Source organism: Streptomyces sp. NPDC001135, assembly GCF_053598395.1.
Genome location: NZ_JBSFKD010000002.1, coordinates 20,323 through 45,751 on the forward strand (window position 1 = coordinate 20,323; position 25,429 = coordinate 45,751).

Below are 25,429 nucleotides of genomic sequence, written 5' to 3' on the forward strand. Positions count from 1 at the left end.
AGCGAAGGCTGTTGGTTGTACTCAGGTGGCTGTATGACCTTTCTTCCTCACTTCCCCTGAACAGACCGGGGTCGAACAGCCGACGCCATTCCCTGATGTGACCCGCACCCACGGTGCCGAGGTCGAGGCGAAAGTGAACGACTGACTCCTCCGGCAGACGTGCGTCCCACGAATTCTGAGCGGCCTCTCGAACGAGCAAGGTGAGCTTGGACAGACTTGGTCGTCCCAACTGGTTCAAGAGCCCATCGGCTGTGATACCGCCGTCAGCACGGAAGGGCTGCGCATACCAGGCACTTTCAGTCACAGATCCGCCCCCAGTCTGTCCAACACCCTCTGCGCCTCCGCGGTGACAGGCGTGGTGTCGAGATCTACCGAATACTCGATGTCTGTTACGCCAGCAGGGGAGGATCGGCGTGCGAAGCTGGTGGATATGATGCGAGGGAATGCATCGTCTACTTCGTACCAGCGTCGTTCGGTAGCCAGGAAACGGTTTCCGCTGATTGAACTGGTATCCGTCGGATCCAGCCCCAGGGCGAGCATGCGCGCATCGATCTGGCCGGGGTCGTCTGCTTCGGCGCGACAGGAGTCAATTACTTCGACGACCGTACGGGCAGCTGGAGACGAGGACTCGACAACTCTGAACCAGGCCAGAGCAAGCGTTCCATCGGTTGGTGCTTCCAGCTGGTCGATACCGTGCACACGAATGACCCGGCCGTTCATCGAAGTTGAGGCTTTGACTTCGATGGCGTGATGAGTACTTCGGAAATCCTGTGCACATCCGAGGGGGCCGAGCCAAGTTCGTACAGCGCTTGGATTGCGAGACAACAACTGCTCAAATACCAGGAGCTCGGCGAAGAGGCCGGCCAGGCGCGGAACCGTCCACCTCTGCGTCCCGCTTCCGAACAACAGGCGCCAGGAGCTCAGTGCTCGAGCAATCTGGACTGCCGGACCTTGAGGTTCGATGGCTATTCGCGAGCAGATGTCAGCAATCAGTCCGGTGAATGTGCCGGCCAGGTCCGCCCGCTTGCAGGCTACGTCGGCGTAGCGCACCGGCAACGCGTCTCCGAGGAGGAGCGTTCGAGTCGTGAGGTGAACGCCGGCACTGCGTTGGTCGTCAACCAGCCGTTCCGAGGCAGACATGGGAACCAACAGGTGCCGCATACCGTCCGAGTCGCGGCCCAGACGAACCGGACCCTCGGGGGTCGATATCTGCAATTCTGCCGAGAGTAGTACGCCGGTCGCCGTGGAGGCGGCTTCATCGTCCAGGCGTGCCCACAGTTTTTCCAGCAGTTCTCGTAGTCTTTTGGAAGCTGTTGGCAGAATCTGTTCGGTCATGCGCTGTGCTCCGGACAGGTGTCGAGGTCCAAATCCAGGACGGAGGCGTCGTCATCCATGTCGTCTTCGGCCGAGGACGGAAACACCTTCGACAGGTCGGCCTGTAGGTAGTCGTATTCGATCGTCGCGTCAGTTCCTGTTGGCTGAGGAAAAACGACAGCGACACCCCAGACGACGTCGCCGGGAGCGTTCAGGGGGGCTCGTCCCGGGACAGCTTCTTCCACACCGTTTCGTTTCCTTGTTGGCACCGGGGATTCGGCGTCGATCGGGTAGAGGAGGATCAACCCACGATCTGCCTGCTGTTTTACTCGCAACCGTTGGAGCAGCGAGCGATTGACCTTTCCCTCGTCTTTGGGAATCTCGAGGTCCAGAGCCTCGTCTCGGGAACCGGTGAGCGTCTTGATGTCGGCGACGGGGTCGCCGGCGTTCGAACCGAGTCGGGTGCGGATCACCCGTCCGACAACGAGTCCGTTCGGCAGCAGTACGGGTGCATGGCCGGTTGCCGGTTTGTTACCGACCACGCCGACGTTCCAAGTAAGAAGAGCACCTGACTTGTTGCGTCGTTTGATGTATTCACGCACGAGGTCCCGGTCCGCCTCCACCGTATTGCGATGGAATCGATAGGAGCCCAGGAAGTCGAGGACCGGGTCCATGGGGACCTCTCGCCAGAGAGCCCGGCCAGGTGAGACCTGACTGTCGACCCGGCCATCGCGCTGTGACGCCCTCAGGAGCTCCTGTACCGAAGTTGCATTGTCAGCGTGCCACTGTTGGTCGTGCTCTGTCTCCCGACAAGGGAAATACCGGGTCTCCATCAACTGCCCCCCGTAGGAGGCGGCGGCACGGACCGCGTCCCTGGACTTCGAAGGTGCGGTCACACGCATCTTCGGATGACATTGGATTCTTACCGCCATATCCAGGGGACTCTGATGCTCTGTGAGATATCGGTCGATGTCGAGGCGCATCTCGGCTTCGACGGTCGCCAGGTGTGTGAACCATCGTCGCGTTTCGTCGGGCATGAAGATCCGCGGAAGGTCCTCGTAGCCTGGCCGGTATCCGAACCAGCGTCCCATTTGAAGGAGTGAGTCATAGACGTTCGAGGATCGAACGAAGTAACTGACGACGAGCCCTTCCAGCGTGAGACCCCGGGACAGTGTGTTCCCGCCTACGGCGATCACGTTCACGGGGCCGGAGTCGTAGTCAAGGCGGTGCGTGCTTCGATAGTGGTCCATGATGACGCGTGTGGTGGCGACGACACCCGGCAGGCGATCCAGAACCGCTTCGTAAGCCAGGACGCTGTTTCCCCACTCGTTCGGGTCTACTCGTACTGCTTCCTCTTCCCAGAGCCGACGCATCTCGTGCAGGATTTCCGATCCCTCACTCAACCCTTGTACGACTTCGGTGCGCAGAGCTTCGAGCAGGGGGCCGTAGGAGTCGTGGACTCTGGTATCGGAGTGGGCATGGATCAGCATCGACGAGTGCTGGTCGATCTGTCCGCGACAGTGTCGGGCCGCAGTGGCCAACCAGAACCACAGAACAGCGCGCCGCAGGGATGGCGTAATGCCGGGAGTGAACCCGGAGATGGCGGCCCTGTTCGCGGGGCGAAGGTAGTTGAGCTCGGCGGGTGCAACGGTTCGAATCATGTCCCGCCCGCCAGGGACCTCAGCCGGGTCTTCCCCGTCGAGGGGATTACGGCCGAACAGTGCTTCCGGACCCTGATACGCCTCGCTGCGCGGCAGACTGAGGATGAAATCCCTCGGGTAGAAGTCCTCTTGGTTGGCGGGATCTATCAGAAGGTTGGCGAAAGGTGTAGCGGTGTAGCCGGCGTAGCAGACTTTGGTGAGTCGCCCGATGACATCCCGAATAAGAGGATTGATTCTTCTGGTGGCGACTGTCGCCTGGTCGGCCTCATCGTCGATGATCAGGGTTGGGCAATTCACCAATTGCTCACGCGCTTCTTCGAGCCAATCGCGCAATTTTCGCAGGACTGGGCCGTTCTTCTTGACGACCAGGAGGAGGCGCTGATCCTTGGAGGCAAGGAACGACTGGGCGTTGGGGGGTGGAACGAAGTCATGTTCGGGTTTGGTGATCTGGTGCCACAGCGGAGGGTTGAGATCAACGAGGTCCCGGATGAGGCGCGTCTGCGTTTGGCGGCGAAGGGAGTTGGTGATTCCTGAGAGTACGATGAACATGCGATAGCCGCGGTCGGCTGCTTTGCAGACGACGGCGTTGAAATTGCTCGTCTTGCCCGATTGGACATGGCCCAATACAAGGCCGCGAGAACGGAACGCAGGTGTGGCTGGATGGTCCATCATTGCGACCACGCGGTCCGACGCCTCGTCGATCTTTTTGACCTCAGCGGAGTCGAGAGTGCGGAGCAGGTGCTTCTCGTAAGCCGGCCAGTTCTTGTCATCGGCGCGTGGTCCCGCATACCAGTGCAGTGCGTTCTCCCGCCCGAGGCCCAGGGGCTCCTCAAGCGTGGCGATCCGTGCCGTCGAGGCTTCGTGGCGCCGAACCATCTCCTCGATGATGTCGTCGGGGACGCAGAAGTCGTGCAGTTGCTGCGTCGCCTCGTGCGGCAGCATGCCGTCGATCATGCTCTGGAAGCGCTTCCATGCCGCGTCCATGCGTGGGTCGCCCACAGTCCCTCACAGGTGCCTCGGGCCGATCCGCGCACCGCAGTGCGCGGATCGAATACGACAACGGTGTACGAGACTTACGTTACCCACTGTCGCAGATGAGGACCTCCGAGAAGGAGTTCGACTCTCGTGTGGGTGGTCGGCCGATGACCGACCCAGAAGCCGCTATGGATGATGGCTTGACGGATGCAGCGGTCGAGGTGGACAAGTACTTCTGTCCCCGCAGCCGTAACGCCGTAGTTCTTCTGTGACTTCAGGTGAGACGGCAGGCCAACTGTCCATCTTTGCAAGCGCGGATTTGACGTGCGCCTCGTCCAGTCCGAGCGCTGCGGCGATCAAGTGCACGCCGAAGCGGGGTGGGACCGCGTTTCCGACCTGTTGTGCTTGGTCCCTTCCGGACCACGGGAAGTTGTGGGGGAAGGTCTGAAGCAGGCCTGATTCGGAGATCGTGAATCTGGGGAGCGTGCGGCCGTCCTCCGCTATCACGGTGTTGCGCGACACCTTGCCGGTGACGGTGAACGCCGGCTCCGAGGAGAGGCGGCGTCCTCGGTTTCGGGGATCCCCGCCGGATCCGTAGTTGGAGACGACGACGAACGAAGCGGGGCGGCCCAACTCCTTGCTGGTCGACGCGAGAGCCTGCCCCATGGATACCCAATTGCGCCTGTGGCGTACGCGGGTGACTGCGTCATGGGCGGGATCCGGGTCCAGGGCCGAGTCAAGAGTAGGTGCTGCGTCGGCCTTGGGGCGAAGGAAGGCGTGATGCGTGGGAGTGGGCAGGGAGACCTTGCCCTTGCGGTCGAGACGGGCGATGAGTACTGCCCGACGCCGTGATTGAGGGACGCCGTACTCCTCGGTCCTCAGGACATCACATTCAGCCTGATACCTGACATTTCTGGGCAGGCGGCCGCTCTCCAGGACGTCCTTGTAGACCTGCCACAGAGGAAGAACCGTGGGGACCTGTTCGAGGATGATGGCTTCATAGGGTTTGTCCGCTTCAATGGCCGCCATCAGCCAACGCAGAGGTTCGAGGACCAATGCAGTGCGTGGATCTCCCAGGTCGGCCAACTCTTTGTCGATGACCTCCGGCGACTCATTGCCGTCCACCAGGCGCGTGATAAAGCCCTTGACCTCTTCCAGGGCTCGACGTCCGGCGCCCTTTCCGGCGACGGAGAACGTCTGGCATGGAGGGCCTCCTGACAACACGTTGAAGTCATGGGAGAGGTCGGCGAAACGCTGTTGGCGAACGGTGCTGACGTCGGCGTGCAGCGTGCGCAAACCTGCCGCGTAGCGGGTCTCGCACGCGTTCGCGTCCCACTCGATGCCGGTGCTCTCGACTCCCAGGAGCCGTGCAGCCACATCCAGCCCACCGGGCCCGGCAAAAAGATCCACCATGTGGAAATCGCCGGGATGCGAGTGCTGCGCTTGGGGGCTGGTCATGGGGGTGAAGTGTAGCCGGCGGTGGGCCGTGTGCTCTCCGTCACTTCGGGCGGGCGGTTACTCGCCTGTCTCGATCGTCGAGGCATTGGATCGCTGCTTCTCGATGATCTCTCGCACCTTTTTGGTGACCTCGTCTGGCGCCTCGTGCTCCCAAAAGCGCAGAACTGTCCAACCTGCAGCAACAAGATGCTCGGTCGTTTCTCGGTCGCGCGCCATGTTCTTGTCGAGCTTCGCTCGCCACCACGTAGCGTTCGCCTTCGGATGCGTCGCGTGTTCGGGGCAGCCGTGCCAGAAGCAGCCGTCCAGGAAGATCGCGACCTTGGCTTTGGTGAACACGATGTCGATCGTCCGCCGAGGCATCCCCGGCACCGGCCGGTTCACTCTGTAGCGCAGTCCTGCTGCGTGAAGGAGGCGGCGGACTGCGACTTCGGGCGCCGTGTTGCGCGACCCTTGTCGGCTCATGCGAGCTGAAACAGCGGCGGAGGAGGGCACTACATGTGGCACGGCAGCATTCTGCCGGCGCGATCGGAGCAGTGAGCTTGCCCGGCAGGAAGCGTCTCGGAACAAGAGTCGTAGACGCAGCCGACCAGGCCGCCCGCTTCTCGGCATTGTCGTGCTTCCGTGGCCCGCCTCAAGGGCGCTCCCGTTTCGCTGCGCTCCACTCCCGCGTCGGCTGGCGCCGCTGGCCCTTCGGGCCACCATTGACCCGGGCCGCTCCAGCACAGGAAGGATGCGAGCGAGCGGCCCGGTGAAGGCGGGGCCCAGGGGTGTGGTCGTTCGGCGGGCCGGATGGACAGCCGGAGTGAGGGGCGCGCCGGCTGGGTGGCGGCACGCCGGGTCGGGTTGGCGGCTTGCGGTGGTGAAGGACGGGGCGTCCTGCCGGAAGCCGGCTTTATGCGCCGTGGCACTCCGCATAGACCTGCCCCGCCCCGCACCAGCACTCGGCCCCTTGCTGAGGCGGCCAAGCCGCGGCCCGTCCCCGGGCCGCCAGGGTTGTCGCGTACTGCGGGAGCAGGGTGGCGTCCGTCGGGGACGAGCCCTCCGACGCCGCGAAGGCCTCGTACGACGGGACCGTGCCCGTGACGATGCCCAGGTTGGCCGTGCCCGAGGAGGAGAGCTCGCGCAGCGAGGACTCTATGGTCTGCAGGTGGGTCTCGTGGGACGGGTACTCCGAGGACAGAGGCGGGTACGCCGACAGCAGCTCCGCCAGTTCCGGCGCCGGCCAGTGCAGGACCGCCACCGGGAAGGGGCGGGAGAGGGCCTCTCGGTAGGCGCCCAGTTCGGCTCGCAGGCGGGAGATCTCCGCCGCCAGTTCCGCCGGGTTGTCCGAGCCCAGGGACCATACGCGTTTGGGGTCGTGGAGTTCGTCCAGCGACACCGGGGACGTGTGGAGCGTGTCGGCCAGGGTGTCCCAGGCGTCGTGCGGCAGGCCCCGCATGCGGCGGACGCGGTGGCGGCCGTAGAGGAGGGGGTGGGTGGAGGGGGCCACACCCTCCGGTGTCCCGGCCGTGTCCGGCAGGAGGAGGCGGGCCGCCTCCGTGAAGGTCTCCTCCGCCGCCTCCAGCTCGTCGTGCGACTCCAGGGACTCCGCGATGATCACCCAGGGGGCCGGGTCCCGGGGAGCGGTCGTGCGGATGCCGTCGATGATGGCTCTCGCCTCCGCCTCGTGGCCGTACTCCCACAGGTTCGACGCCTTCAGGGCGCGGACCAGGGGAGGGTTCTCCAGGCCGTCCGTCGTGGACAGCAGGCGGTCGTAGAGCGCGGTGGCCGCGGGGCGGTCACCGGACAGTTCGAGATGGGCCGCCGCCCTCAGCAGCAGGGCCTCGGCGTCCTCGGGATACAGTCCGGCGGTCCGCTCCAGGCGTGCCGCTTCGGCGGTGTGGTCGACGTTCTCGGCAGGCGTGTCGGGGCGCATGGGGGACACCGTACTGCCGAGCAGGGACGGAGGGGGGTATGTGCTGGTCATCGGCTCCCCGTCCCCCTGCGGCGTCACTCCGCCCGAAACCGGTCGATGAGGGCCGGCGGTTCCGGGGACGTCTTCTCGTGTGCGGCTATGGCCAGTTGTGCCCGGTGCGCCTATCGTGCCGTCGGCTCCCGTGGAGGTGGATGCGGATGCCGATCCGGTCGGGCGTGCGGGTCGTACGGCACAGCGATCGGCGCAGGCGTGCCCGGCGCCGGCGGGTGCTGTGGGGCGGGGGCGAGGCGCTCGTCACCCTCGGCGTGCTGCTCATGCTGCTCGTCGTGCACCAGCTGTGGTGGACCAACCGTGAGGCCCGGCGCGGGGCCGAGCGGCAGGTGGAGGCGCTGGAACGGGAGTGGGGCCCGGCCACGGGCACCGGCCGTGCCTCCGCGTCGCCGGACGCCTCCGTCTCGCCGGAGCCCTCCGCCGCGCCCGCGTCCGACGCCGGCTCGCCCGGGTCCCGTGCGCCGCGGCGGCCGTACGTCCCCGCCGCCCTGCCCCGGCGGTCCCAGGCGTACGCCGTCCTCACCGTCCCCCGGCTGGGGCTGCGCGTCCCCGTCGCCGAGGGGGTGGGCAAGGCCGACGTCCTCAACAAGGGGTACGTCGGCCATTACCGGGGGACCCAGCAGCCGGGCCAGGCGGGGAACTTCGCGCTCGCCGGGCACCGGAACACGCACGGCGAACCCTTCCGGTATCTGCCCCGGCTGCGGCGCGGGGACGACATCGAGGTGGAGACGCGGACGGCGACCTACACGTACGAGGTCGACCAGATCCTGCCGCGGACCTCGGCGGCGGACTCGGGGGTCGTCCGCGCCGTGCCGCGCTCCCTCGTCCGGCCCGCGTACGGGTACGACGCGCCCGGCTACTACATCACCCTGACCACCTGCACCCCCGAGTTCACCTCGCGGTACCGGATGGTGGTGTGGGGGAAGCTGGTGTCCATGCGGCCCCGCTGACCGGCTACTGCGCGGCCCCACCGGCCGGATACGGCTACCGCCGCTCCCGCGGCACCACCACACTCACCGCCCCCACCGCCCCCAGCCCCGCCGACACCAGCAGGGCGAGGTTCGCGCCGGCGGTCGGGGTGTGGGCGGAGGTGGCGACGGCGATGGTCAGGGCGACGCCGGCGCTGGAGCCGATGTAGCGGAAGGTCTGCTGGGCGCCGGAACCCATCGCGGCGCGTTCGCGCGGGACCGATTCGACGGCGAGCAGCGGCAGCGCGCCGTTGAGCAGGCCGCTGCCCACGCCGCCGACGACCAGGCCGGGCAGCAGACGGGTCCAGGAGCCGGAGGCGGCGGCTCCGAGCATGGTCAGGACGGCGACGGTGTGCAGGGCGAAGCCGACGGCGAGCTGGACGCGCGGGGCGATACGGCCGGCCAGGTGCTTGACCTGGAGGGCCACCGCGAAGCTCAGCCCGGACCAGAGCAGGAACAGCCAGGCCGTCTCCATGGGGGACAGACGCAGGGTCCGCTGGAGCAGGGTCGGCAGGAAGCTGAACAGGGCGATCACCGCGAGGCCGGTGAACAGACCGCCGGCGGCGGAGGCCAGGAAGCGGGCGTGGCGCAGCAGGCCGAGGTCGATCATCGGGGTGCGGGTGCGGTGTTCCACCGTGGCGAAGAGTGCGATCAGGACCGCGGCTGCCGCGAGGAGGAGTCCGACCGGGGCGCGCAGCCAGCCGTCGCGGCCCAGGGCCAGGGCGGCCAGCAGGGCCACCAGAGCCAGGCCGAAGGTCAAGGCTCCCAGGACGTCCGGGCGGCCGTCGCGCGGGGCCCGGGACTCGGTGAGCGCGCGGGTGCCGAGTGCCGCGACCAGGAGGGCGGCGGCGCCGAGGACGCCGTATGCGATCCGCCAGGTCGGCAGGGCGCCCGCGACCAGCGGGCCCACCGCGATGCCGCCGCTGACGAAGGCACCCCACACGCCGGTCGCGTGCAGGCGGCCGCGCGGCGACGGGTAGGCGGCCACCAGCAGGCCGAGGCTGCTCGCCAGGATCGCCGCGCTCGCCGCTCCCTGGGCGATGCGGGCGAGGGTGAACTGCCAGGTCGAGGTGGTGAGGGCGCCGAGGGCGGTGGTGAGGCCGAGGGCCAGGGTGCCGGTGAGGAAGATCCGGCGGCGGCCGTGGTCGTCGGCGAGGCTGCCGGCCACCAGCAGCAGGGCGGCGAGGCCGAGGGGGGAGCCGTTGAGCAGCCAGGCCTGGGCGGAGACGGGGGTGTGCAGGGCCGTCGCCGTGTCCCGGAGGGTGACCATCGGGGCCGTGTACGTCATCAACGCGACGGCGGTGGCCGCACTGGTGACGGCGAGGGTGGCCCGGGGGTGTCCGGGGGCGTCCCGCGTGGGTTCGCCGCGTACGGCTGTGGGGGCGGGGGCGGGGGAGTCGAGCCCGGTCATGGCGTGGTCCTGTCCTTCCGGGGACTGCGCGGGGGCACCGAACGCGTCACGGTTCGGTCATTGAACTGACCCCGTCCCCCTTACCGTAACACCTAAGTTCGGTCACCGAACCGAGGTGTCGGAAAGTGGCTACAGTGGACGGCATGGCACTGGGCAAGGACTACGCGACACAGGAGTGCTCGATCGCCCGCGCGCTCGAGATCGTCGGCGAACGCTGGACGCTGCTCGTCGTCCGCGACGCGCTCTACGGCGTGCGGCGGTACAACGACTTCCTGGTCCACCTCGGCATCCCGCGCGCCGTCCTGGCCGCCCGCCTGCAGGCCCTGACCGCCGAGGGCATCCTCGAAAAGCGCCGCTACCAGCAGTCGCCGCCGCGCGACGAGTACGTCCTCACCGAGCGCGGCCTCGCCCTGTGGCCCACCCTGCGGGCCCTCGGGCTGTGGGGGCGCGAGCACTTCGGCGAGAGCCAGCTGCGGTACTTCCGGCACGTGGCCTGCGGCACCGAACTCGGGCCGTACGGCGAGTGCGCGGTGTGCGGAGCGGTCGTACCCGTCGAGGACGTGGTCATGGAGCCCGGTCCGGGGCTCGACCCGAATCCGGCGGATCCCGTCAGCCGGGTGCTGCTGAAGCCGAAGCGGCTGCTGGAGCCGCTGGAGACGGAGCCCGCCTGACCACCCGGGCGTGGCTCAGGAGGCCCCGGAGCCGCCGCCCGCCACCAGCTCGACACCCATGCGGTCGGTCCGGTTCGACCGGCCGCCCAGCCGGTGGACCACCACCCACCGGCCGTCCGTCATGGCCCCGGCGAACAGCGAGGCGTGCCGGGTGGCGCCGTTGTGCCAGCGCAGCCGGCCGGTCGTCACCCAGGAGGGAGCGGGATCTCCCAGCCGGCGCTCCACCGCCAGCCGGACCAGCAGATCGGCGACGGCGCGCGGGGTGGCCCACAGGCCGCCCGCCGGGAGGATCGCCCCGTCCATGGTCCAGGGCCTGCGCTCCCTGCCGAACAGCCCGCGGGCGAGCAGACGCCGGCCGGGGGCGGGCCGGACGCTCACCTCGTCGACGTCCAGCGGTCGCAGGACGTGTTCGGCGAGCAGCTCCTCGTACGGCGCACCGGCCGCGCTCACCAGCGCCGCGCCCAGGACGGCGTACCCGAGGTTGGAGTACTCCTCCTGCTGTCCCGGCGGCCGGACCGCGACCTCGTCCAGCCGGCCGACCAGCCGGTGCAGGGCGGCGTCGTCGAACGGGGCGTAGGGGTCCAGGGGACGGGTGCCGGGCGGGAGGCGCGGCAGCCCGGAGGTGTGCTCGGCCAGGTGCCGCAACGTGATCCCGGTGCGGGGCGCGCCGGGGAACCAGCGCTCGACCGGGTCGTCGGCGTCGAGCAGACCCGCGGCGGCCATGCGCATCAGCGCCGTACCGGTGAGCACCTTGGTGAAGGAGCCGATCTCGACGAACCGGTCCACCGCGTGACCGCCGCTGACCCGTGCGGGAGACGCGTCGCTCAGGACACACGTGGGAATGCGCGGCATGTGCGGGCCCTTCGGGGTGCGGCGGGCGGTGTCGTAGGGCCGGTGGGCCCCGCCCATTGTCCGTCGGGGACGCGGCGACGCGAGCGTGTTCTTCGTCATCACCGGCCGCTCTACTCACCGTTCACGCAGGTCAGGTATAAAGAGCAGGCAGGTATGGGCAGTTGTGGCCGTGGGGAGGGGAGCCGAGTGGTCCGCAGTCTTGCGCGGTCGCGTGCGCTCGCCCCGCTGCTGCTTCTGCTGCTGCCGGTCATGCTGCTCGACACCGGCAGCCTCTCCGCGACCGTGGCCCTCGCCGCGACCGCCGCCGCCGGTTCCGCGCTCGCCCTGTGCTCCCTCCTCAGCGCCCGCTCGGCACCCGCCGTCCCGCCGACCCGGGTGCGCACGGCGATACGCGACCGGGCCCGCCGTACGGCCTTCCTGCCGCAGCGCGATCCCGACGCGCCCGGCCGGCGCCGGCCGAGGGCACCCGGGCGCGCCCTTCCGGCGACCGCCGCGTAGGGCACCTCACCTTCCGTACGTGACCCCGCGCGGGTCGTCATGCCGTTCTGCTCATCTCCAGCACGCTTCCGGCACGACGAGACCCCCGGAGGGCTCACCCATGTCCGTCTTCTCCCTGTTCGCCCACCTGGTCGAGCAACTCGCCGACCTGCTCCAGCCGCTCTTCCACGCCTCCGCGGCCGCCGCCGCGATCGTCCTGTTCACCGCGTTCGTACGACTCCTCGTCCACCCCCTGTCCCGCGCCGCCGCCCGCGGCCGGCGCGCCCGCGCCGCACTCGAGCCGCGCATCGCCGTCCTGCGCGAGAGGCACGCCGGGGACCCGCGGCGGCTGCAGAAGGCGGTGCTGGAACTGCACGCCGAGGAACAGGTCTCGCCGCTGTCCGGCTGCCTGCCCGGCCTGCTCCAGCTGCCCGCCTTCTTCCTGCTCTACCACCTCTTCTCCAGCCCCACGATCGGCGGCGAGGGGAACGCCCTGCTCAGTCACCGGCTGTTCGCGGCGCCGCTCGGCGGGCGGTGGTCCGACGCGCTCGGCGGGGACGGGGTGTTCGGTCCGGCCGGGCTGGTCTACCTCGGGCTCTTCGTCCTCGTCGCCGCCGTCGCCACCTTCAACTACCGGCGTACCCGGCGGATGACGGCGGCCGGTCCCGTCGCGGGGGGCGCCGGGGGCGGTGAGCAGGTGCCGGGGCTCGGCGCGGTCAACAAGGTCGTGCCGTTCATGTCCTTCTTCACGCTCGTCACCGTGGCCGTCGTACCGCTCGCCGCCGCGCTGTACGTCGTCACCAGCACGGCCTGGAGCACGGTGGAGCGGGCCGCTCTCTATCGGTAGGAGCCGTGGTGACGGTCCAGTACCTGAACAGGGTCTTGCGGAGTGGACAGCGGGATTGGAGGATCAGCCAGTCCTCCGATGGCTGCACCCATCGGCCGGGCGCCCGCGATCGAGGGAGATGCTGACCATGAAGCTGCTGCGAGTCGGGACGGCGGGGGCGGAGCGGCCCGCGCTGCTGGACGCCGGGGGAACCCTCAGGGACCTGTCGGGGATCGTCGAGGACATCGACGGCGCGCTTCTCGCGGACGAGGCCGCGCTCGGCCGGGTGCGGGCCGCCGCCGAGGGCGGTGCGCTGCCCGCGCTGGACGCGACGGGCCTGCGGATCGGGCCGCCGCTCGGCCGCATCGGGAAGATCGTGTGCATCGGGCTCAACTACCACGACCACGCCCGTGAGACGGGCGCCGAGCCGCCCGCCGAGCCGGTGGTCTTCTTCAAGGCGCCGGACACGGTGGCCGGGCCGAACGACACGGTGCTGGTGCCCCGCGGTTCGGTGAAGACCGACTGGGAGGTCGAGCTGGCCGTCGTCATCGGGCGTACGGCCCGCTATGTGGAGTCGGCCGAGGCGGCGCTCGGACATGTCGCCGGGTACGCGGTGGCCCACGACGTGTCCGAGCGGGAGTTCCAGATCGAGCGCGGCGGGACCTGGGACAAGGGGAAGAACTGCGAGACGTTCAACCCGCTGGGCCCGTGGCTGGTGACGGCGGACGAGGTTCCGGATCCGCAGGAGCTGTCGCTGAAGCTGTGGGTCAACGGGGAGTTGAAGCAGGACGGTACGACGGCCGAGCAGATCTTCCCGGTGGGTGAAGTCGTGCGGTACGTCAGCCAGTTCATGACGCTGTACCCCGGGGACGTCATCAACACCGGGACGCCGGCCGGGGTGGCCATGGGGCAGCCCGAGCCGAAGCCGTATCTGCGGGCCGGGGACGTGGTCGAGCTGGAGATCGCCGGGCTCGGCCGTCAGCGGCAGGAGTTCAAGGACGCCTGACGGGGCGGGGTTGCGCGGGCCGGGCGGCCGACGGGTCCGTCGTCGCCGCTCGCGCCCACGCGGCGGCGGCCGCAGATCCGGTCCCGCCCCGCGCCCTACGGGGCGCCGCCCGCCCCGTGCCGGCCGGGCGGCGGGTCGGTCGCCGCGAGCAGGGCGAGCACCGCGGTCCGCATGGCGCGGCGGGCGGTCCCGGTGTCGAGGCCCGCGCCGCGCCAGTGGTGCCAGGCGGACCATGTGGTGACCGCGTCCAGGGCGTTGAGGAGATCGGACCTCTCCGCCTCGGGCAGCCGGTCGAGTTCGGCGCGGAACACCTCGGCCAGGCGTGAGCGGGCGAAGTCCAGCAGCTGCTGGGTGGTCTGCCGGACGCGGGGGGAGGGGTCGTCCAGGCGCAGGACGGCCAGGTAGGCGGGGGTGAGCCACTCCAGGATGCGGGCCCGCTGCTCGGTCAGGGCGTCGACGCGGGCGGCGCGCGCTCCCTCGGTCGGCAGCGGCCGGACCTGGGCGGCGATCTGCTGCAGCCGGCGTTCGATGGCCGCGTCGGCGAGCGCCGACATGTCGGCGAAGTGATGGAACACCAGGCGCCTGGACACCCCGGCCCGTTGGGCGACCTGCTCGGCCGGGAACTGGCTGTGCCCCTCGTCGAGGAGTGCCAGCACGGCGTCGGCGATCTTCTCCCTGGTGCGTCTGCCGCGCGCCGCGGGACCGGTCCCGGTGCCCGCCGCGTCCGGATCCCCGGAGAACAGCACGGACGGCAAGTCCGCCGACTCGCCCGCGCGCCCGGCCGGTGTGCCGCTTCGTTTCGCCGTCATGCCCTCTCCTCGCCCGCTCGGATTGACATTATTGCACTACGAGTGCAACCTGTGCCGGTCCCGGTTCATTGCACGGTGAGTGCAATAAGTCGGGTGCAGGTTGTCTCTCGTCACGAAAGCCGAGCGCATGTTCTCTGCAGTGGGGCGCCGGTGCGCCCGCAGACCCGGAACGGTCGTCGTCGCCTGGGTCCTCATGCTGGCCGCCGCCCTGGGGGCCGCCGGCTGGTTCGGCCGGGCCGTCACGGACGTCGTCTCACTGCCCGGCAGCGACAGCCAGGCCGCCGTCGACGTGATCGACAAGGCCTTCCCCGGCTCCGGGACCGGCGCACAGCCCGTGGTCCTGCACACCTCGGCCGACGGGCCCGCGCTGACCACCGACCGGTCGCGGTCGGCCGTCACCTCCGCCGCCCGCGCGATCGCCGCGGTGCCCCACGTCACCGCCGTCACCACGCCCTACGAGACGGCCGGGCGGGCCGCCATGAGCAAGGACGGGCACACCGCGTATCTCACCGTGCGCCTGGACGTCTCCGGCCGGAACATCACGCCCGACCTCACCCGTCGCGTCACGGCCGCCGCGCACCCGGCCGCCGACGCGGGCATCGAGGTCACCCCGGGCGGCCAGCTCGCCGCCGCCGTCGACAAGGGCACCACCGGCCGCAGCGAGGCCATCGGCGTGGCGGCGGCGTTCCTCGTGCTCGCCCTGGCCTTCGGCGGTCTCCTCGCCGCCGTGCTCCCCCTGGCGCTCGGCGCACTCGGCCTGGGCATATCCCTGTCCCTGCTCGCCCTCCTCGGCCACCTGACGGACGTCCCGTCGTCGGCCGAGACCATCGCGGCGATGATCGGCCTCGGCGTCGGCATCGACTACAGCCTGTTCTCCCTCAGCCGGTTCCGGCAGCTGCGCGCCGCCGGGGCCGGTATCGAGGACGCCGCCGTACGCACCACGGCCGGGTCCGGCAAGTCGGTCGCCTTCGCGGGGACCGCCGTCATCGCGGCCCTGGCCGGCCTCGCCCTCGGCGGACTGCCCCTGCTCGACGCCCTCGCGCTGGCGCCCGGCATCGCGGTGCTCACCGCACTCCTCGTCAACCTCACCCTGCTGCCCGCCCTGCTCAGCCTGCTCGGCCGCCGCCTCACTCCCAAGAAGGCGGCGCCCGCGGAGGAAGCCCGCGGCTGGGCCCGCGTGGCCGAGCACGTCGCGGCCCGCCCCTGGCGTCTGCTGTTCGCGGCGACCGCCGTCGTCGCGGTCTGTGCGGCCCCGGCCGCGACGCTCGCCTTCGGTCAGCTCGACGCCGGCACCAAGGCGGCCGGCACCGACAGCCGTATCGCCTACGACCGTATGACGGACGCCTTCGGCCCGGGCTCCAACGGCCTCCTCCAGGTCACCGACACCCTGCCCACCCCGGCGTCCGGCCCCACCGACCCACGGCTGACCGGGCTCACCCGGGCCCTGCGCACCACGCACGACGTGGCCTCGGTTGCGGAACCGCAGCTGAGCACCGACCGCCGCACCGCACTGTGGCAGGTCACTCCGGGTACGGCGCCCGGCGACCCGGCGACGGCCGCGCTCGTACGGCACCTGCGCGACACCACCCTGCCCCGGGCGGGAGGGCACGGCGGACAGGCCACCCACGTGGGCGGCACCCCGGCCACGCAGACCGACCTGAACGCCCGGATCGCGGCACGGATGCCCCTGGTCGGCGGCTTCGTCCTGGCCGTGGCGGGCCTGCTGTTGCTGCTCGCCTTCCGCTCGCCGCTGGTCGCCGCGAAGGCCGCCGTCATGAACCTGGTCTCCGTCGCCGCCGCGTACGGCATCCTCACCGCCGTCTTCCAGTGGGGCCGAGGAGCCTCCCTGATCGGCCTCGACGGCGCGGTGCCCATCCCCGGCTATGTGCCGCTCCTGATGTTCGCCGTCCTGTTCGGCCTCTCGATGGACTACGAGGTGTTCCTGCTCAGCGCCGTGCGCGAGGCGTACCTGAGGCACGGGGACAACCGGCGCGCCGTGGTCGACGGCCTCGGCTCCACGGGGCGGATCATCAGCTCCGCCGCGCTGATCATGGTGAGCGTCTTCCTCGGCTACCTGCTGTCCGACGACCCCGTCGTGAAGATGTTCGGGATCGGCCTGGCCTGCGCGGTCGCGCTGGACGCGACCGTCGTCCGGGGGATCCTGGTCCCGGCGAGCATGGTTCTGCTCGGCCGTGCCAACTGGTGGCTGCCGAAGTGGCTGGACCGGGTGCTGCCCCACGTGGACGTCGAGGGCGCCTGAGGGGCCGGGCCGGTCACCCCAGCAGAGAGGCGAGCCTGCGCCACTCCTGCCTCGGGAGGTCCTCCCTCTCCCCCTCTGCCACCACCTGGAGGGCCACGTGGTCGGCGCCCGCCCGGTGGAAGTCCTCGATGCGGTCGCGGATGCGCTGGTCGTCGCCCCAGGCGAAGAGCGCGTCGACCAGGCGGTCACTGCCGCCGTCGGTCAGGTCGTCCTCGGTGAAGCCGAGGCGCAGGAAGTTTCCGGTGTAGTTCGGCAGGGCGAGGTACATGGCCAGGGTCCCGCGGGCCAGGGAGCGGGCGCGGGACGGGTCGGTCTCCAGGACGACCTTCAGCTCCGGCGCGAGCAGCGGGCCCTCGCCGAGGATCCCGCGGGCCTGGGCGGTGTGCTCCGGGGTGACCAGGTACGGCACCGCGCCCGCCGCCCGGTCGCCGGACAGCTGGAGGGTCTTCGGGCCGAGGGCGGCCAGCACCCGGCGGTCCGCGGGCACCCCGGCCGCGTCGAGGGCGTCGAGGTAGGAGACGAGGGCCGAGTACGGGCGGCGGTACTGGTCGGCGAGCTTGGCGTGGCTCACCCCGAGGCCGAGCAGGAAGCGGCCGGGGTGGGCGGCGTCCACCTCGGCGAAGGCCGCCGCGCTCGCCTCGGCGTCGTACTGCCAGATGCTCTGGATGCTGGTGCCGACGGCGAGGGTGGTGGTGGCCTCCAGGAGCGGTACGGCGTGACGGGCGGCGCTGCTGCCGCCCAGCCAGGCGGCGCCGTAGCCGAGGCCCTCCAACTCCGCTGCCGCGTCCGCCAGTTCACCGCGCCGGGAGGGGTCCTCCGTGCGCAGGCCGACACTCCAGATGCCGTACCGGCCGATCCTGTCCTTCACGGTGCTCATGGGTCGATCCCTCCGGGTGGGGCCGTGATCGTCTACGTCTGCAGCCATCCCAACCGGAGGGATGCCTCAGGTGATTCCCGAGGGCGTTGACTCCCGAGGGTGTCACTCCTTCAGGAACCGCTCCAGCGCCTCCACGACGAACCGGTGGTCCCGCAGCTGGGGAAGGCCGGAGACGGTGACCGCGCCGATGACGCCCGCGTTCTCGACGGTGATCGGGAACGAGCCGCCGTGGGCCGCGTAGACGTCGGGGTCCAGGCGGGAGGAGTCCTCGAAGGTCGTTCCCTTGGCGCGGAAGCGGGCGCCGACCAGGTAGGAGGAGGCGCCGTAGCGCTCCACCACGCGGCGCTTGCGGGCGATCCAGGCGTCGTTGTCCGGGGTGGAGCCCGGCAGGGCCGCGTGGAAGAGCTGCTGCCCGGCGCGGTGGATGTCCACGGCGACCGGGAGCTCGCGCTCCCGGGCCAGCTCGACGAGGAGCGAGCCGAGGGCCCAGGCGTCGTCGGGGGTGAACCGCCGGAAGACCAGGCGGCGTTCCTGTGCCTCCAGCTCCGTGACGGACAGGTCCGCGACGGACGGGGCAGGCCCCGGGGCGGTCCTCGCGGTGGTCGGCGAAGGGTGCTGAGGGCTCTGCTGGTGCTGCTGGTGCTGCATCAGAGGGTCACCGTCACCTTGTCCCGGGCGGACCTGCGGGCCGCTTCCAGTACGTCCAGGGCGGCGGCCGCCTCCAGCGCGGTCACCGGGTTGGGGCCGGCGCCGGTCAGGGCACGCGCGACGGCCGCGTAGTAGGCCGGGTAGTCGCCGCGCAGGGTCGGTACGGGGGTGCCGCCGCCGGTCAGCGGGGACTCTCCGGCGCCGATACGGCCGTGGAGGGACTCGGGCTCCGCGCCCCACTGCGGACCCGGGCGCAGCCCCTCCCGCAGGGCCGCCTCCTGCGGGTCGAGGCCGTACTTCACATAGCCGGCGCGGGAGCCGAGGACCCGGAAGCGGGGGCCGAGCTGGGCGGTCGTCGCGGAGACGTAGAGGTGGGAGCGGACGCCGTTCGCGTGGGTGAGCGCGATGAAGGTGTCGTCGTCGGTCTCGGCGCCGGGGCGGCGGATGTCCGCCTCGGCGTACACCTCGGCCGCCGGGCCGAAGAGGACCAGGGCCTGGTCGACGACATGGCTGCCGAGGTCGTAGAGCAGACCTCCGATCTCCGCCGGGTCGCCGGACTCGCGCCAGCCGCCCTTCGGCTCGGGGCGCCAGCGCTCGAAGCGGGACTCGAAGCGCCGGACGTCGCCCAGCTCCCCCCGGGAGACCAGCCGGCGCACTGTCAGGAAGTCGTTGTCCCAGCGGCGGTTCTGGAAGACGGACAGGAGCAGGCCGCGCTCCTCGGCGAGGGCGGCGAGGTCGCGCGCCTCGGCCGCGGTGCCGGCGACCGGCTTGTCGACGACGACCGGCAGGCCCGCCTTCAGGGCGGCGGAGGCGAGCGGTACGTGTGTCCTGTTCGGGGAGGCGATGACGACCAGGTCCAGCCGGTCCGCGCGGTCGAAGAGCTCCTCGGGCGTGGCGACGGGCGTCACGTCCGGGAACTCGGCGCGGGCCTGTTCCTGCCGCTCCGGGCGGGAGGTGACGACGGTGTCCAGGGTGAGGCCGTCGGTGGCGGCGATCAGCGGGGCGTGGAAGACGGAGCCGGCGAGGCCGTAGCCGATCAGGCCGACGCTAAGGGGGGTGGCAGTCGTGCGTCCTGTCATGGGACCCACTTTCGCAACGCTGTTGCCAAAGTGCAAGCGGTGGGGACAATGGGTGGCGTGAACAGCACGAGGGCGACGACGAGGACGGGCGGCGGGGCCGGGGGTGCCGGGCCGGCGGGGGCGAATCTCGGCGTGGTGCGCAGCCACAACACCGCGCTGGTGCTGGGGCTGCTGCGGGACGCCGGGGCCGAGGGCATCAGCCGGCTCGAACTGGCCGAGCGGACCGGTCTGACCCCGCAGGCCGTCAGCAAGATCACCGCGCGGCTGCGGGAGGAGGGGCTCGCGGCGGAGGCCGGGCGGCGGGCCTCGACGGGCGGCAAGCCGCGCACCGTACTGAGGCTCGTACCGGAGGCCGGACATGCGGTGGGGGTGCACCTGGACCGCGACGAGCTGCGGGTGGTGCTGGCCGATCTGGACGGGGCCGTGGTGGGGGAGCGGCGGGCCGGGCTGGATCTCGGGGCGGGGGCGGAAGCCGTGCTGGGGGCGGTCGTCGGCGCGGTGGAGGGGGTGGTGCGGGACGGACTCGGCCCGGGTGCGCACGGGACCGCCGGGGCCGGGACGCCGGCCGGCGCGGGGACGCTGCTCGGGGTGGGAGTGGCGCTCCCGGGGCCGCTCGACCACGCGCGGGGGGTGCTGCACCGGGTCACCGGGTTCCCCGAGTGGGACGGGTTTCCGCTGCGCGACGCGCTCGGGGAGCGACTGGGGGTGCCGGTCGTGGTCGACAAGGACACGAATGCGGCGGCGCTCGGGCTGTCGGTCGGGGGCGAAGGGGGATCCTTCGCCTATCTGCATCTCGGGACGGGGCTCGGCGCCGGGCTGGTGATCGGCGGGCGCGTGCATCGGGGGGCGCGGACGGGGGCCGGGGAGTTCGGGCACCAGGTGATCCAGCTGGACGGGCCGCTGTGCGAGTGCGGGAACCGGGGGTGCGTGGAGGTGCTGTGCCTGGCGGCGGTGGGGCGCGGGGAGACCTCGGAGGCGGCGCGGGTGCTGGGGGTGGGGGCGGGGAATCTGGCCGGATTGCTGGACATCGACGTGGTGCTGCTCGGGGGGCGGACGGTCGCGCGGGCGCCGGGGGCGTTCGTGCGGGGGGTCGACGAGGTGCTTCGGGCCCGGGCGGCGCGGGAGGGGATGCGGGGGGAGCCGGTGCCGGTGCGGGTCGCTCCGCGGGGGGAGCGGGCGGTGGCCGAGGGGGCTGCGCAGCTGCTGCTGGCGCCGGTGTTCGGGCGGGGCGACGCCTAGGGGGTTTCGTCTGGACCGGGTCGGACCAGGCCGTGCCGGGCGTCGCGGACCCGGGCTGACCCACACGCCCCCCGGGTCCTCTCGTCGCACGCCCGTCGTCGCCCGGAGGGCGGCCCTGCGGCGTCGGCCGCGTGCTCTGGGGCCCCGGCCGGAGGCCGGGAAGTGCCGGGCGGAAGGCCTCGTACTGGATGTACCCGGGCTTTCGCCCGGTGCGGCGCGAGCGCGTGCCTGGCGGCGGGGGCAGGCGGGAGATTGACGACAGGGCCTGGGCGGGGCCCCGCGCCGGGGCCGGCCGGGGAGGGAGCCGCTCGACGGCGCCGGCCGGGTGGCCCGGCCCCGGTTCGGGGTACCCCCAGCGCCCACCGCCGGGGGTCCTCCCAGGCCCTGGGACACCGGGGGAGGTACGACTTCCGTGGAGTTTCGCGGGCACCTCGGTACGTGGGCCGGGGGCGCGCCCTGGGTACTCGGTGCGCCGGGCTTTCCCCGGCAAGGAGGTAGCACGTGCACGCGACCAGGATGGGAACGGTCGCCGGTCTGCTGGGGGCCGCCGCGCTCTGCCTCGCGGTGCCCGCCCAGGCTTTCGCCGACACCGGCGCGGACCGGAGACCCACCTCTTACTGCGGAACGGACCGGGCCTCCGGGCTCGGCGTGTCGGCCACCGGGAACGTGCCCTGCACCACCGCGCTCCGGACGGCGGCCGCCTACACCGAGGTCTGGCACGGCACGAAGGGCGCGCCCGTCGAGGTGCGTGCGGCCGGGGCCACGTGGACGTGCCGGGAACGCCGGGGCGACCCCGACCCGTACCAGGAATGCGCCGACACACAGGACCCCACCCGGCTGGTCCTGCTGTCCTCCTGATCCCGCACTTCGGAGGTGTCATCCCATGACGTCCCCACGTCTGCCGGCGGCCGTTGCCGCGGCCGGTGCCGCGCTGCTCCTCGCGTTCCCCCCGGCGGCCCATGCCGCCTCCGTGCGCACGGACACCGCGTGCGACCAGGCCGTGTCGGCCGCCGCGACCGCCGAACACGACTACGAAGCCCTGAAGAACGGCATCCAGCGCCAGGTCGCCGATGGCGGGCATCCGGACCAGTCCCAGCTGCAGGCGCTCCAGGACGCCGACGCCCGGCGCGTCGCGGCGGCCACCCAGGCCCAGCGCCTCTGCGGTTCCTGACCCCCCGCCCGCCGGACCTCCGCCGACCGGGCGGAGTTCCGGCCGGCCGGCGGAGTGGCGTCCGCGGTCCCCGCCCGCCACCCGGCATGGTCATGTGTTCATGCGACTGTGCACGCCCCTGTCCCTCTGCCTTGCCGCAGCCGCCGCCGTGGTCGTCCCCGTGTCGTCGCCGGCACCCGCCTTCGCCGACACACCCCCCGCCTGCGTCGGCGCCGACGCGCACGCCTTCCCGCTGACCACCCGGATCCGCGGCGGCCCGGCCTCCTACGAGGCGGGCGGCGGATACGGCACCTGGTACCTCGACCTCACCAACACCACCCGCCGGACCTGCACCGGCGTCCACCCGGTGGTCGTCCTCGTCGACGACAAGCGCGCCCTGAAGCCGGACCGGGCCGAGCTGGAGTTCTACGACGGCCCCCGGGCCCGGCCGGTGACGTTCGAGAGCACCGACGAACAGGAGCTGGTCGGCGTGCTCGACGGCGAGGGGTTCGACGGGTTCGCCGTACCGCCCGGCGGGACCGTCAGCGTCAGGCTCAGGCTCGCGCTCCGCTCCGACGTCGTGGCCGACCGGGTCACCGCCACCGCCGCCGTGGTCCAGCGCCGGGGGGACGACGGGGACTGGGTCGGGGAGTCCAACGCGTACCGGTTCGGGGTCGCCCGGGACGGCGAGGAGCCGCCGCAGGACGCGACGCCGGGCCCGGCCGGCACACAGGAGGGCGATGGTGTGGGCCCCAGTGCGTCCGCCGGCCCGCAGGCCACCTCCGGCACCGGAGCCCCCACCCCCGCCCCCACCCCCGCCCCCGGCACCGGGACCCCCACCGCCACGCCCGCCCCGTCCCTGCCGTTCGCCCAGGAGGTGGAGGCGGCCGGGGAGTGGGCCCACGAGCTGGCCCGTACCGGACCCGGCCGCGCCGGCGCGCTGCTCATGGCCGCCATCGCGCTCCTCGGGGCCGGCGGCGGAGCCCTGCTGCTGGCCCGCAGACGCCGCTGAACCGTGAACCGGGGTCCGCTGGGGCGCGACCCGCCCCGTCTGCGACGATCCCTGCGTGGACTACCCGAACGACCAGGCCCCCGGCGCCCCCGTCCGCTCCGGCATTCCCGAGCACGGCCGCATCCCCAAGTACTACGCGGTGAAGGCGCGGATCGCCGCCCTGCTGGAGGAGCTCGGGGAGGACAGCGTCATCCCCACCGAGCGGGACCTCGCCGAGCGCTACGACGTCGCCCGGGAGACCGTGCGGCAGGCCGTACGGGAACTGGTGCTGGAGGGGCGGCTGCGGCGCCGGGGCCGCGGGACGGTCGTCGCCGGGCCCAAGCTCGCCCAGCCGCTGTCCCTCGCCAGCTACACGGAGGGCGTGCGCCGCCAGGGCCGTACGCCCGGACGGACCCTCGTCACGCTGGACCGCTTCCCCTGCCCGGACGCCCTCGCCGCCGAGACCGGGCTCACCCGGGGCGAACCCGTCTGGCACCTGGAGCGCGTGCTGCTCGCCGACGAGGAACGGGTCGGCCTGGAGAGCACGTACGTCGCCGTCGAGCGGGTGCCGCGGCTGGACAGCGACTTCGACCCCGACTCCTCCTTCTACGGCTACCTCACCACCCAGGGCATCACCTTCGGCGACGCCGACGAGCGGATCGAGACCGTGCTGGCCACTCCCCGCGAAGCCCTCCTCATCGGCACCCCGCCCGCCCTGCCCATGCTGCTGATCCACCGGATCTCCCGGGACACCGAGGGGCGGCCCCTGGAGCGTGTGCGGTCGCTGTACCGGGGCGACCGGTTCTCCTTCACCACGCGTCTCAACGGCTGAGAAACGTCCCGCGCGACAGGGTGCCGCATTGTAACGAAAGGATAACGGGTCTAGCCCAAAGGTGATGGGTCGTTCACGCTCTCGTTGTCAGCCGGACCCTTCCGGTTCCCCGATCGCGAGGAGCGTTGCAGCCGTGAGAGTGACAGTCGTCGGAGCCGGCGTGGTGGGCACCATGCATGCCTGGCACGCGGTGGAGCGCGGCCACCGGGTCGTCCAGATCGAGCGCGAGGCCGAGGCGCGCGGCGCCTCGCTGCGCAACTTCGGGCAGATCTGGGTCAGTGGGCGCGCCGGTGGGGAAGAGCTGGAGACCGCGCTGCGGGCGCGGGAGCTGTGGGAGGACATCGGCGCGCGCGTGCCGGCGCTGGGCTTCCGGGCCAACGGGTCCCTGACCCCCGTCCGGGGCCCCCTGGAACTCGCCGTCGCCGAGGCCGCCGCGGCCCGCCCGGACGCCGCCGCCCGCGGCTACAAGCTCCTCACCCCGGGCGAGGCCCGTGACCTCAACCCGGCCCTGCGGGGCGACTGCACCGCCGCCCTGTACTGCGAGCGGGACGCCGCCGTGGAGCCCAGAACGGCCCAACTCGCGCTGCGGACAGAGCTGTTGAGGCACCCGAACTACACCTTCCTGCCGGGCCGGGAGGTGCGCGACGTCGTCGGCCCCGGCACCGTCCGCGACGACCACGGCGACGTGCACCACGCCGACGCGGTCGTCCTGTGCACCGGCGCCTGGCTCGGCGGCCTGGTCCGCGAACTCGCCGGACCGGACCTGCCCGTGCGCCGCGTCCGCCTCCAGATGATGCAGACCGACCCGCTGGGCGAGCCGCTGACCACCTCCGTCGCCGACGCCGACAGCTTCCGCTACTACCCGGCCTACGCCTCCCCGGCCCTGGACCGGCTCAACGCCGGACAGCCGCAGCCGAAGACCGCCGCCACGCACAGGATGCAGCTGCTCATGGTGCAGCGCGCCGACGGCGGCCTGACCATCGGCGACACCCACGAGTACGAGCACCCCTTCGCCTTCGACACCGTCGAGGAGCCCTACGAACACCTCACCGGCGTCGTCGAGTCCCTGCTCGGCCGGCCGCTGCCGCGCATCCGCCGCCGCTGGGCGGGCGTGTACGCGCAGTGCACCGAGCCCGGCCGGGTGGTGCACCGCCAGCAGGTGCGCGAGGGGGTGTGGCTGGTCACCGGGCCCGGCGGGCGCGGCATGACCTGCGCCCCCGCGATAGCCGAGACCACCGCGAACGAACTGGACTGGTGAGCACGTTGAACACCACGACCGACATCCGTCTCGTCGTCCTCGACATGGCCGGTACGACCGTCGCCGACGGCGGACTGGTCGAGCGCGCCTTCGAGGCGGCGGCCACCGAAATGGGCGTCACACCCGGCTCGGCCGAGCATGCCGACCACCTCGCCCACGTCCGTGCCACCATGGGCGAGTCCAAGATCTCCGTCTTCCGGCACCTGTTCGGCGCCGAGGAGCGCGCCCGGCGCGCCAACGCCGTCTTCGAGAAGGCGTACGGCGCGCTCGTCGGGGAAGGTCTCGTCGCGCCCGTCCCCGGCGCCCGCGAGGCCATCGAGGCACTGGCCGGCAGCGGCCGTACCGTCGTCCTGACCACCGGGTTCGCCCGTGTCACCCAGGACGCCGTCCTCGACGCCCTCGGCTGGCGCGACCTCGTCCCGCTCACCCTGTGCCCGGCCGACGCGGGCGGGCGCGGGCGGCCCTTCCCGGACATGGTGCTGGAGGCGTTCCTGCGCACCAAGGCCGCCGAGGACGTGACCCAGGTCGCCGTCGTCGGCGACACCTCTTACGACGTGCTCAGCGGCGTACGGGCGGGCGCCGGCATCGTCGCCGGCGTGCGCACCGGCGCACACGGGGACGCGGAGTTCCGCGCCGCCGGCGCCACCCACGTCCTGGACTCCGTCGCCGGCCTGCCCACCCTGCTCACGGGAGCCCGGTGA

General features: G+C 71.6%; 24 protein-coding genes. 13 read left to right on the forward strand and 11 right to left on the reverse strand.

Going from position 1 to position 25,429, the window contains the following annotated elements:
* Positions 1 to 300: 300 nt before the first annotated feature.
* The 5 genes from ACWC94_RS03130 to ACWC94_RS03150 form a co-directional block, all read right to left on the reverse strand.
* Positions 301 to 1,335, reverse strand: coding sequence for a PD-(D/E)XK motif protein (locus ACWC94_RS03130; protein WP_450794635.1), 1,035 nt, complete (start codon positions 1,333 to 1,335; stop codon positions 301 to 303).
* The gene (locus ACWC94_RS03135; RefSeq protein WP_450794636.1) at positions 1,332 to 3,929 is read right to left on the reverse strand and encodes a Z1 domain-containing protein; all 2,598 of its coding nucleotides are present in this window, start codon (positions 3,927 to 3,929) and stop codon (positions 1,332 to 1,334) included. The genes ACWC94_RS03130 and ACWC94_RS03135 overlap by 4 nt, the downstream gene beginning before the upstream one ends.
* Positions 3,930 to 4,136: 207 nt before the next feature.
* On the reverse strand, positions 4,137 to 5,408 hold the full coding sequence (locus ACWC94_RS03140; protein ID WP_450794637.1) for a DNA cytosine methyltransferase: 1,272 nt from the start codon (positions 5,406 to 5,408) through the stop codon (positions 4,137 to 4,139).
* Positions 5,409 to 5,465: 57 nt separating this feature from the next.
* The gene (locus ACWC94_RS03145; protein WP_450794638.1) at positions 5,466 to 5,870 is read right to left on the reverse strand and encodes a very short patch repair endonuclease; all 405 of its coding nucleotides are present in this window, start codon (positions 5,868 to 5,870) and stop codon (positions 5,466 to 5,468) included.
* A 430-nt stretch (positions 5,871 to 6,300) separates the two neighbouring features.
* Positions 6,301 to 7,323, reverse strand: coding sequence for an SEC-C metal-binding domain-containing protein (locus tag ACWC94_RS03150; RefSeq protein ID WP_450795009.1), 1,023 nt, complete (start codon positions 7,321 to 7,323; stop codon positions 6,301 to 6,303).
* Positions 7,324 to 7,514: 191 nt separating this feature from the next.
* Here ACWC94_RS03150 and ACWC94_RS03155 point away from each other — a divergent pair, with 191 nt between their 5' ends.
* Positions 7,515 to 8,324, forward strand: coding sequence for a class E sortase (locus ACWC94_RS03155; protein WP_450794639.1), 810 nt, complete (start codon positions 7,515 to 7,517; stop codon positions 8,322 to 8,324).
* A gap of 34 nt (positions 8,325 to 8,358) precedes the next feature.
* Here the strand turns inward: ACWC94_RS03155 and ACWC94_RS03160 are convergent, their stop codons facing one another.
* Complete coding sequence (locus tag ACWC94_RS03160; RefSeq protein WP_450794640.1) at positions 8,359 to 9,753, reverse strand: MFS transporter; 1,395 nt, start codon at positions 9,751 to 9,753, stop codon at positions 8,359 to 8,361.
* Positions 9,754 to 9,896: 143 nt separating this feature from the next.
* Between ACWC94_RS03160 and ACWC94_RS03165 the strand changes: the two genes are divergently transcribed.
* A complete protein-coding gene (locus tag ACWC94_RS03165; protein ID WP_450794641.1) occupies positions 9,897 to 10,424 on the forward strand; it encodes a winged helix-turn-helix transcriptional regulator in 528 nt (175 codons plus the stop codon).
* Positions 10,425 to 10,439: 15 nt separating this feature from the next.
* On the opposite strand, the gene ACWC94_RS03170 is transcribed toward ACWC94_RS03165, so the two are convergent.
* A complete protein-coding gene (locus ACWC94_RS03170; RefSeq protein WP_450794642.1) occupies positions 10,440 to 11,375 on the reverse strand; it encodes a serine hydrolase domain-containing protein in 936 nt (311 codons plus the stop codon).
* A gap of 87 nt (positions 11,376 to 11,462) precedes the next feature.
* Here ACWC94_RS03170 and ACWC94_RS03175 point away from each other — a divergent pair, with 87 nt between their 5' ends.
* The 3 genes from ACWC94_RS03175 to ACWC94_RS03185 all read left to right on the forward strand — a co-directional run bounded on the left by ACWC94_RS03175 (position 11,463) and on the right by ACWC94_RS03185 (position 13,585).
* A complete protein-coding gene (locus ACWC94_RS03175; RefSeq protein WP_450794643.1) occupies positions 11,463 to 11,774 on the forward strand; it encodes a DUF6412 domain-containing protein in 312 nt (103 codons plus the stop codon).
* A gap of 100 nt (positions 11,775 to 11,874) precedes the next feature.
* Positions 11,875 to 12,600, forward strand: coding sequence for a YidC/Oxa1 family membrane protein insertase (locus ACWC94_RS03180; protein WP_450794644.1), 726 nt, complete (start codon positions 11,875 to 11,877; stop codon positions 12,598 to 12,600).
* Between the two features lie 127 nt (positions 12,601 to 12,727).
* On the forward strand, positions 12,728 to 13,585 hold the full coding sequence (locus ACWC94_RS03185; protein WP_450794645.1) for a fumarylacetoacetate hydrolase family protein: 858 nt from the start codon (positions 12,728 to 12,730) through the stop codon (positions 13,583 to 13,585).
* A gap of 95 nt (positions 13,586 to 13,680) precedes the next feature.
* On the opposite strand, the gene ACWC94_RS03190 is transcribed toward ACWC94_RS03185, so the two are convergent.
* On the reverse strand, positions 13,681 to 14,394 hold the full coding sequence (locus ACWC94_RS03190; RefSeq protein WP_450794646.1) for a TetR/AcrR family transcriptional regulator: 714 nt from the start codon (positions 14,392 to 14,394) through the stop codon (positions 13,681 to 13,683).
* Positions 14,395 to 14,521: 127 nt separating this feature from the next.
* Here ACWC94_RS03190 and ACWC94_RS03195 point away from each other — a divergent pair, with 127 nt between their 5' ends.
* A complete protein-coding gene (locus ACWC94_RS03195) occupies positions 14,522 to 16,654 on the forward strand; it encodes an MMPL family transporter (RefSeq protein ID WP_450794647.1) in 2,133 nt (710 codons plus the stop codon).
* 13 nt (positions 16,655 to 16,667) lie between these two features.
* On the opposite strand, the gene ACWC94_RS03200 is transcribed toward ACWC94_RS03195, so the two are convergent.
* From ACWC94_RS03200 to ACWC94_RS03210, 3 genes are all read right to left on the reverse strand, one after another.
* Positions 16,668 to 17,531 (reverse strand): LLM class F420-dependent oxidoreductase, encoded by an 864-nt coding sequence (locus tag ACWC94_RS03200; protein ID WP_450794648.1) that lies wholly within the window; start codon positions 17,529 to 17,531, stop codon positions 16,668 to 16,670.
* Positions 17,532 to 17,633: 102 nt separating this feature from the next.
* The gene (locus ACWC94_RS03205) at positions 17,634 to 18,179 is read right to left on the reverse strand and encodes a heme-degrading domain-containing protein (RefSeq protein ID WP_450794649.1); all 546 of its coding nucleotides are present in this window, start codon (positions 18,177 to 18,179) and stop codon (positions 17,634 to 17,636) included.
* Entirely contained in the window at positions 18,179 to 19,258 is a 1,080-nt protein-coding gene (locus ACWC94_RS03210; protein ID WP_450794650.1) for a Gfo/Idh/MocA family protein, read from the reverse strand. Before ACWC94_RS03210 ends, ACWC94_RS03205 begins: the two co-directional genes overlap by 1 nt.
* Positions 19,259 to 19,306: 48 nt before the next feature.
* Between ACWC94_RS03210 and ACWC94_RS03215 the strand changes: the two genes are divergently transcribed.
* The 7 genes from ACWC94_RS03215 to ACWC94_RS03245 all read left to right on the forward strand — a co-directional run bounded on the left by ACWC94_RS03215 (position 19,307) and on the right by ACWC94_RS03245 (position 25,429).
* Positions 19,307 to 20,497, forward strand: a complete 1,191-nt coding sequence (locus ACWC94_RS03215; protein WP_450795010.1) for an ROK family transcriptional regulator — start codon at positions 19,307 to 19,309, stop codon at positions 20,495 to 20,497.
* 501 nt (positions 20,498 to 20,998) lie between these two features.
* Positions 20,999 to 21,355 carry a hypothetical protein gene (locus tag ACWC94_RS03220; protein ID WP_450794651.1) on the forward strand — a complete coding sequence of 119 codons (357 nt, stop codon included), beginning with the start codon at positions 20,999 to 21,001 and terminating at the stop codon, positions 21,353 to 21,355.
* Positions 21,356 to 21,380: 25 nt separating this feature from the next.
* Complete coding sequence (locus tag ACWC94_RS03225; RefSeq protein WP_450794652.1) at positions 21,381 to 21,668, forward strand: hypothetical protein; 288 nt, start codon at positions 21,381 to 21,383, stop codon at positions 21,666 to 21,668.
* Positions 21,669 to 21,762: 94 nt separating this feature from the next.
* Positions 21,763 to 22,659 carry a hypothetical protein gene (locus ACWC94_RS03230; protein ID WP_450794653.1) on the forward strand — a complete coding sequence of 299 codons (897 nt, stop codon included), beginning with the start codon at positions 21,763 to 21,765 and terminating at the stop codon, positions 22,657 to 22,659.
* A gap of 55 nt (positions 22,660 to 22,714) precedes the next feature.
* Positions 22,715 to 23,470 carry a GntR family transcriptional regulator gene (locus tag ACWC94_RS03235; protein ID WP_450794654.1) on the forward strand — a complete coding sequence of 252 codons (756 nt, stop codon included), beginning with the start codon at positions 22,715 to 22,717 and terminating at the stop codon, positions 23,468 to 23,470.
* 133 nt (positions 23,471 to 23,603) lie between these two features.
* On the forward strand, positions 23,604 to 24,728 hold the full coding sequence (locus ACWC94_RS03240; protein ID WP_450794655.1) for a TIGR03364 family FAD-dependent oxidoreductase: 1,125 nt from the start codon (positions 23,604 to 23,606) through the stop codon (positions 24,726 to 24,728).
* A complete protein-coding gene (locus tag ACWC94_RS03245; protein ID WP_450794656.1) occupies positions 24,725 to 25,429 on the forward strand; it encodes an HAD family hydrolase in 705 nt (234 codons plus the stop codon). Before ACWC94_RS03240 ends, ACWC94_RS03245 begins: the two co-directional genes overlap by 4 nt.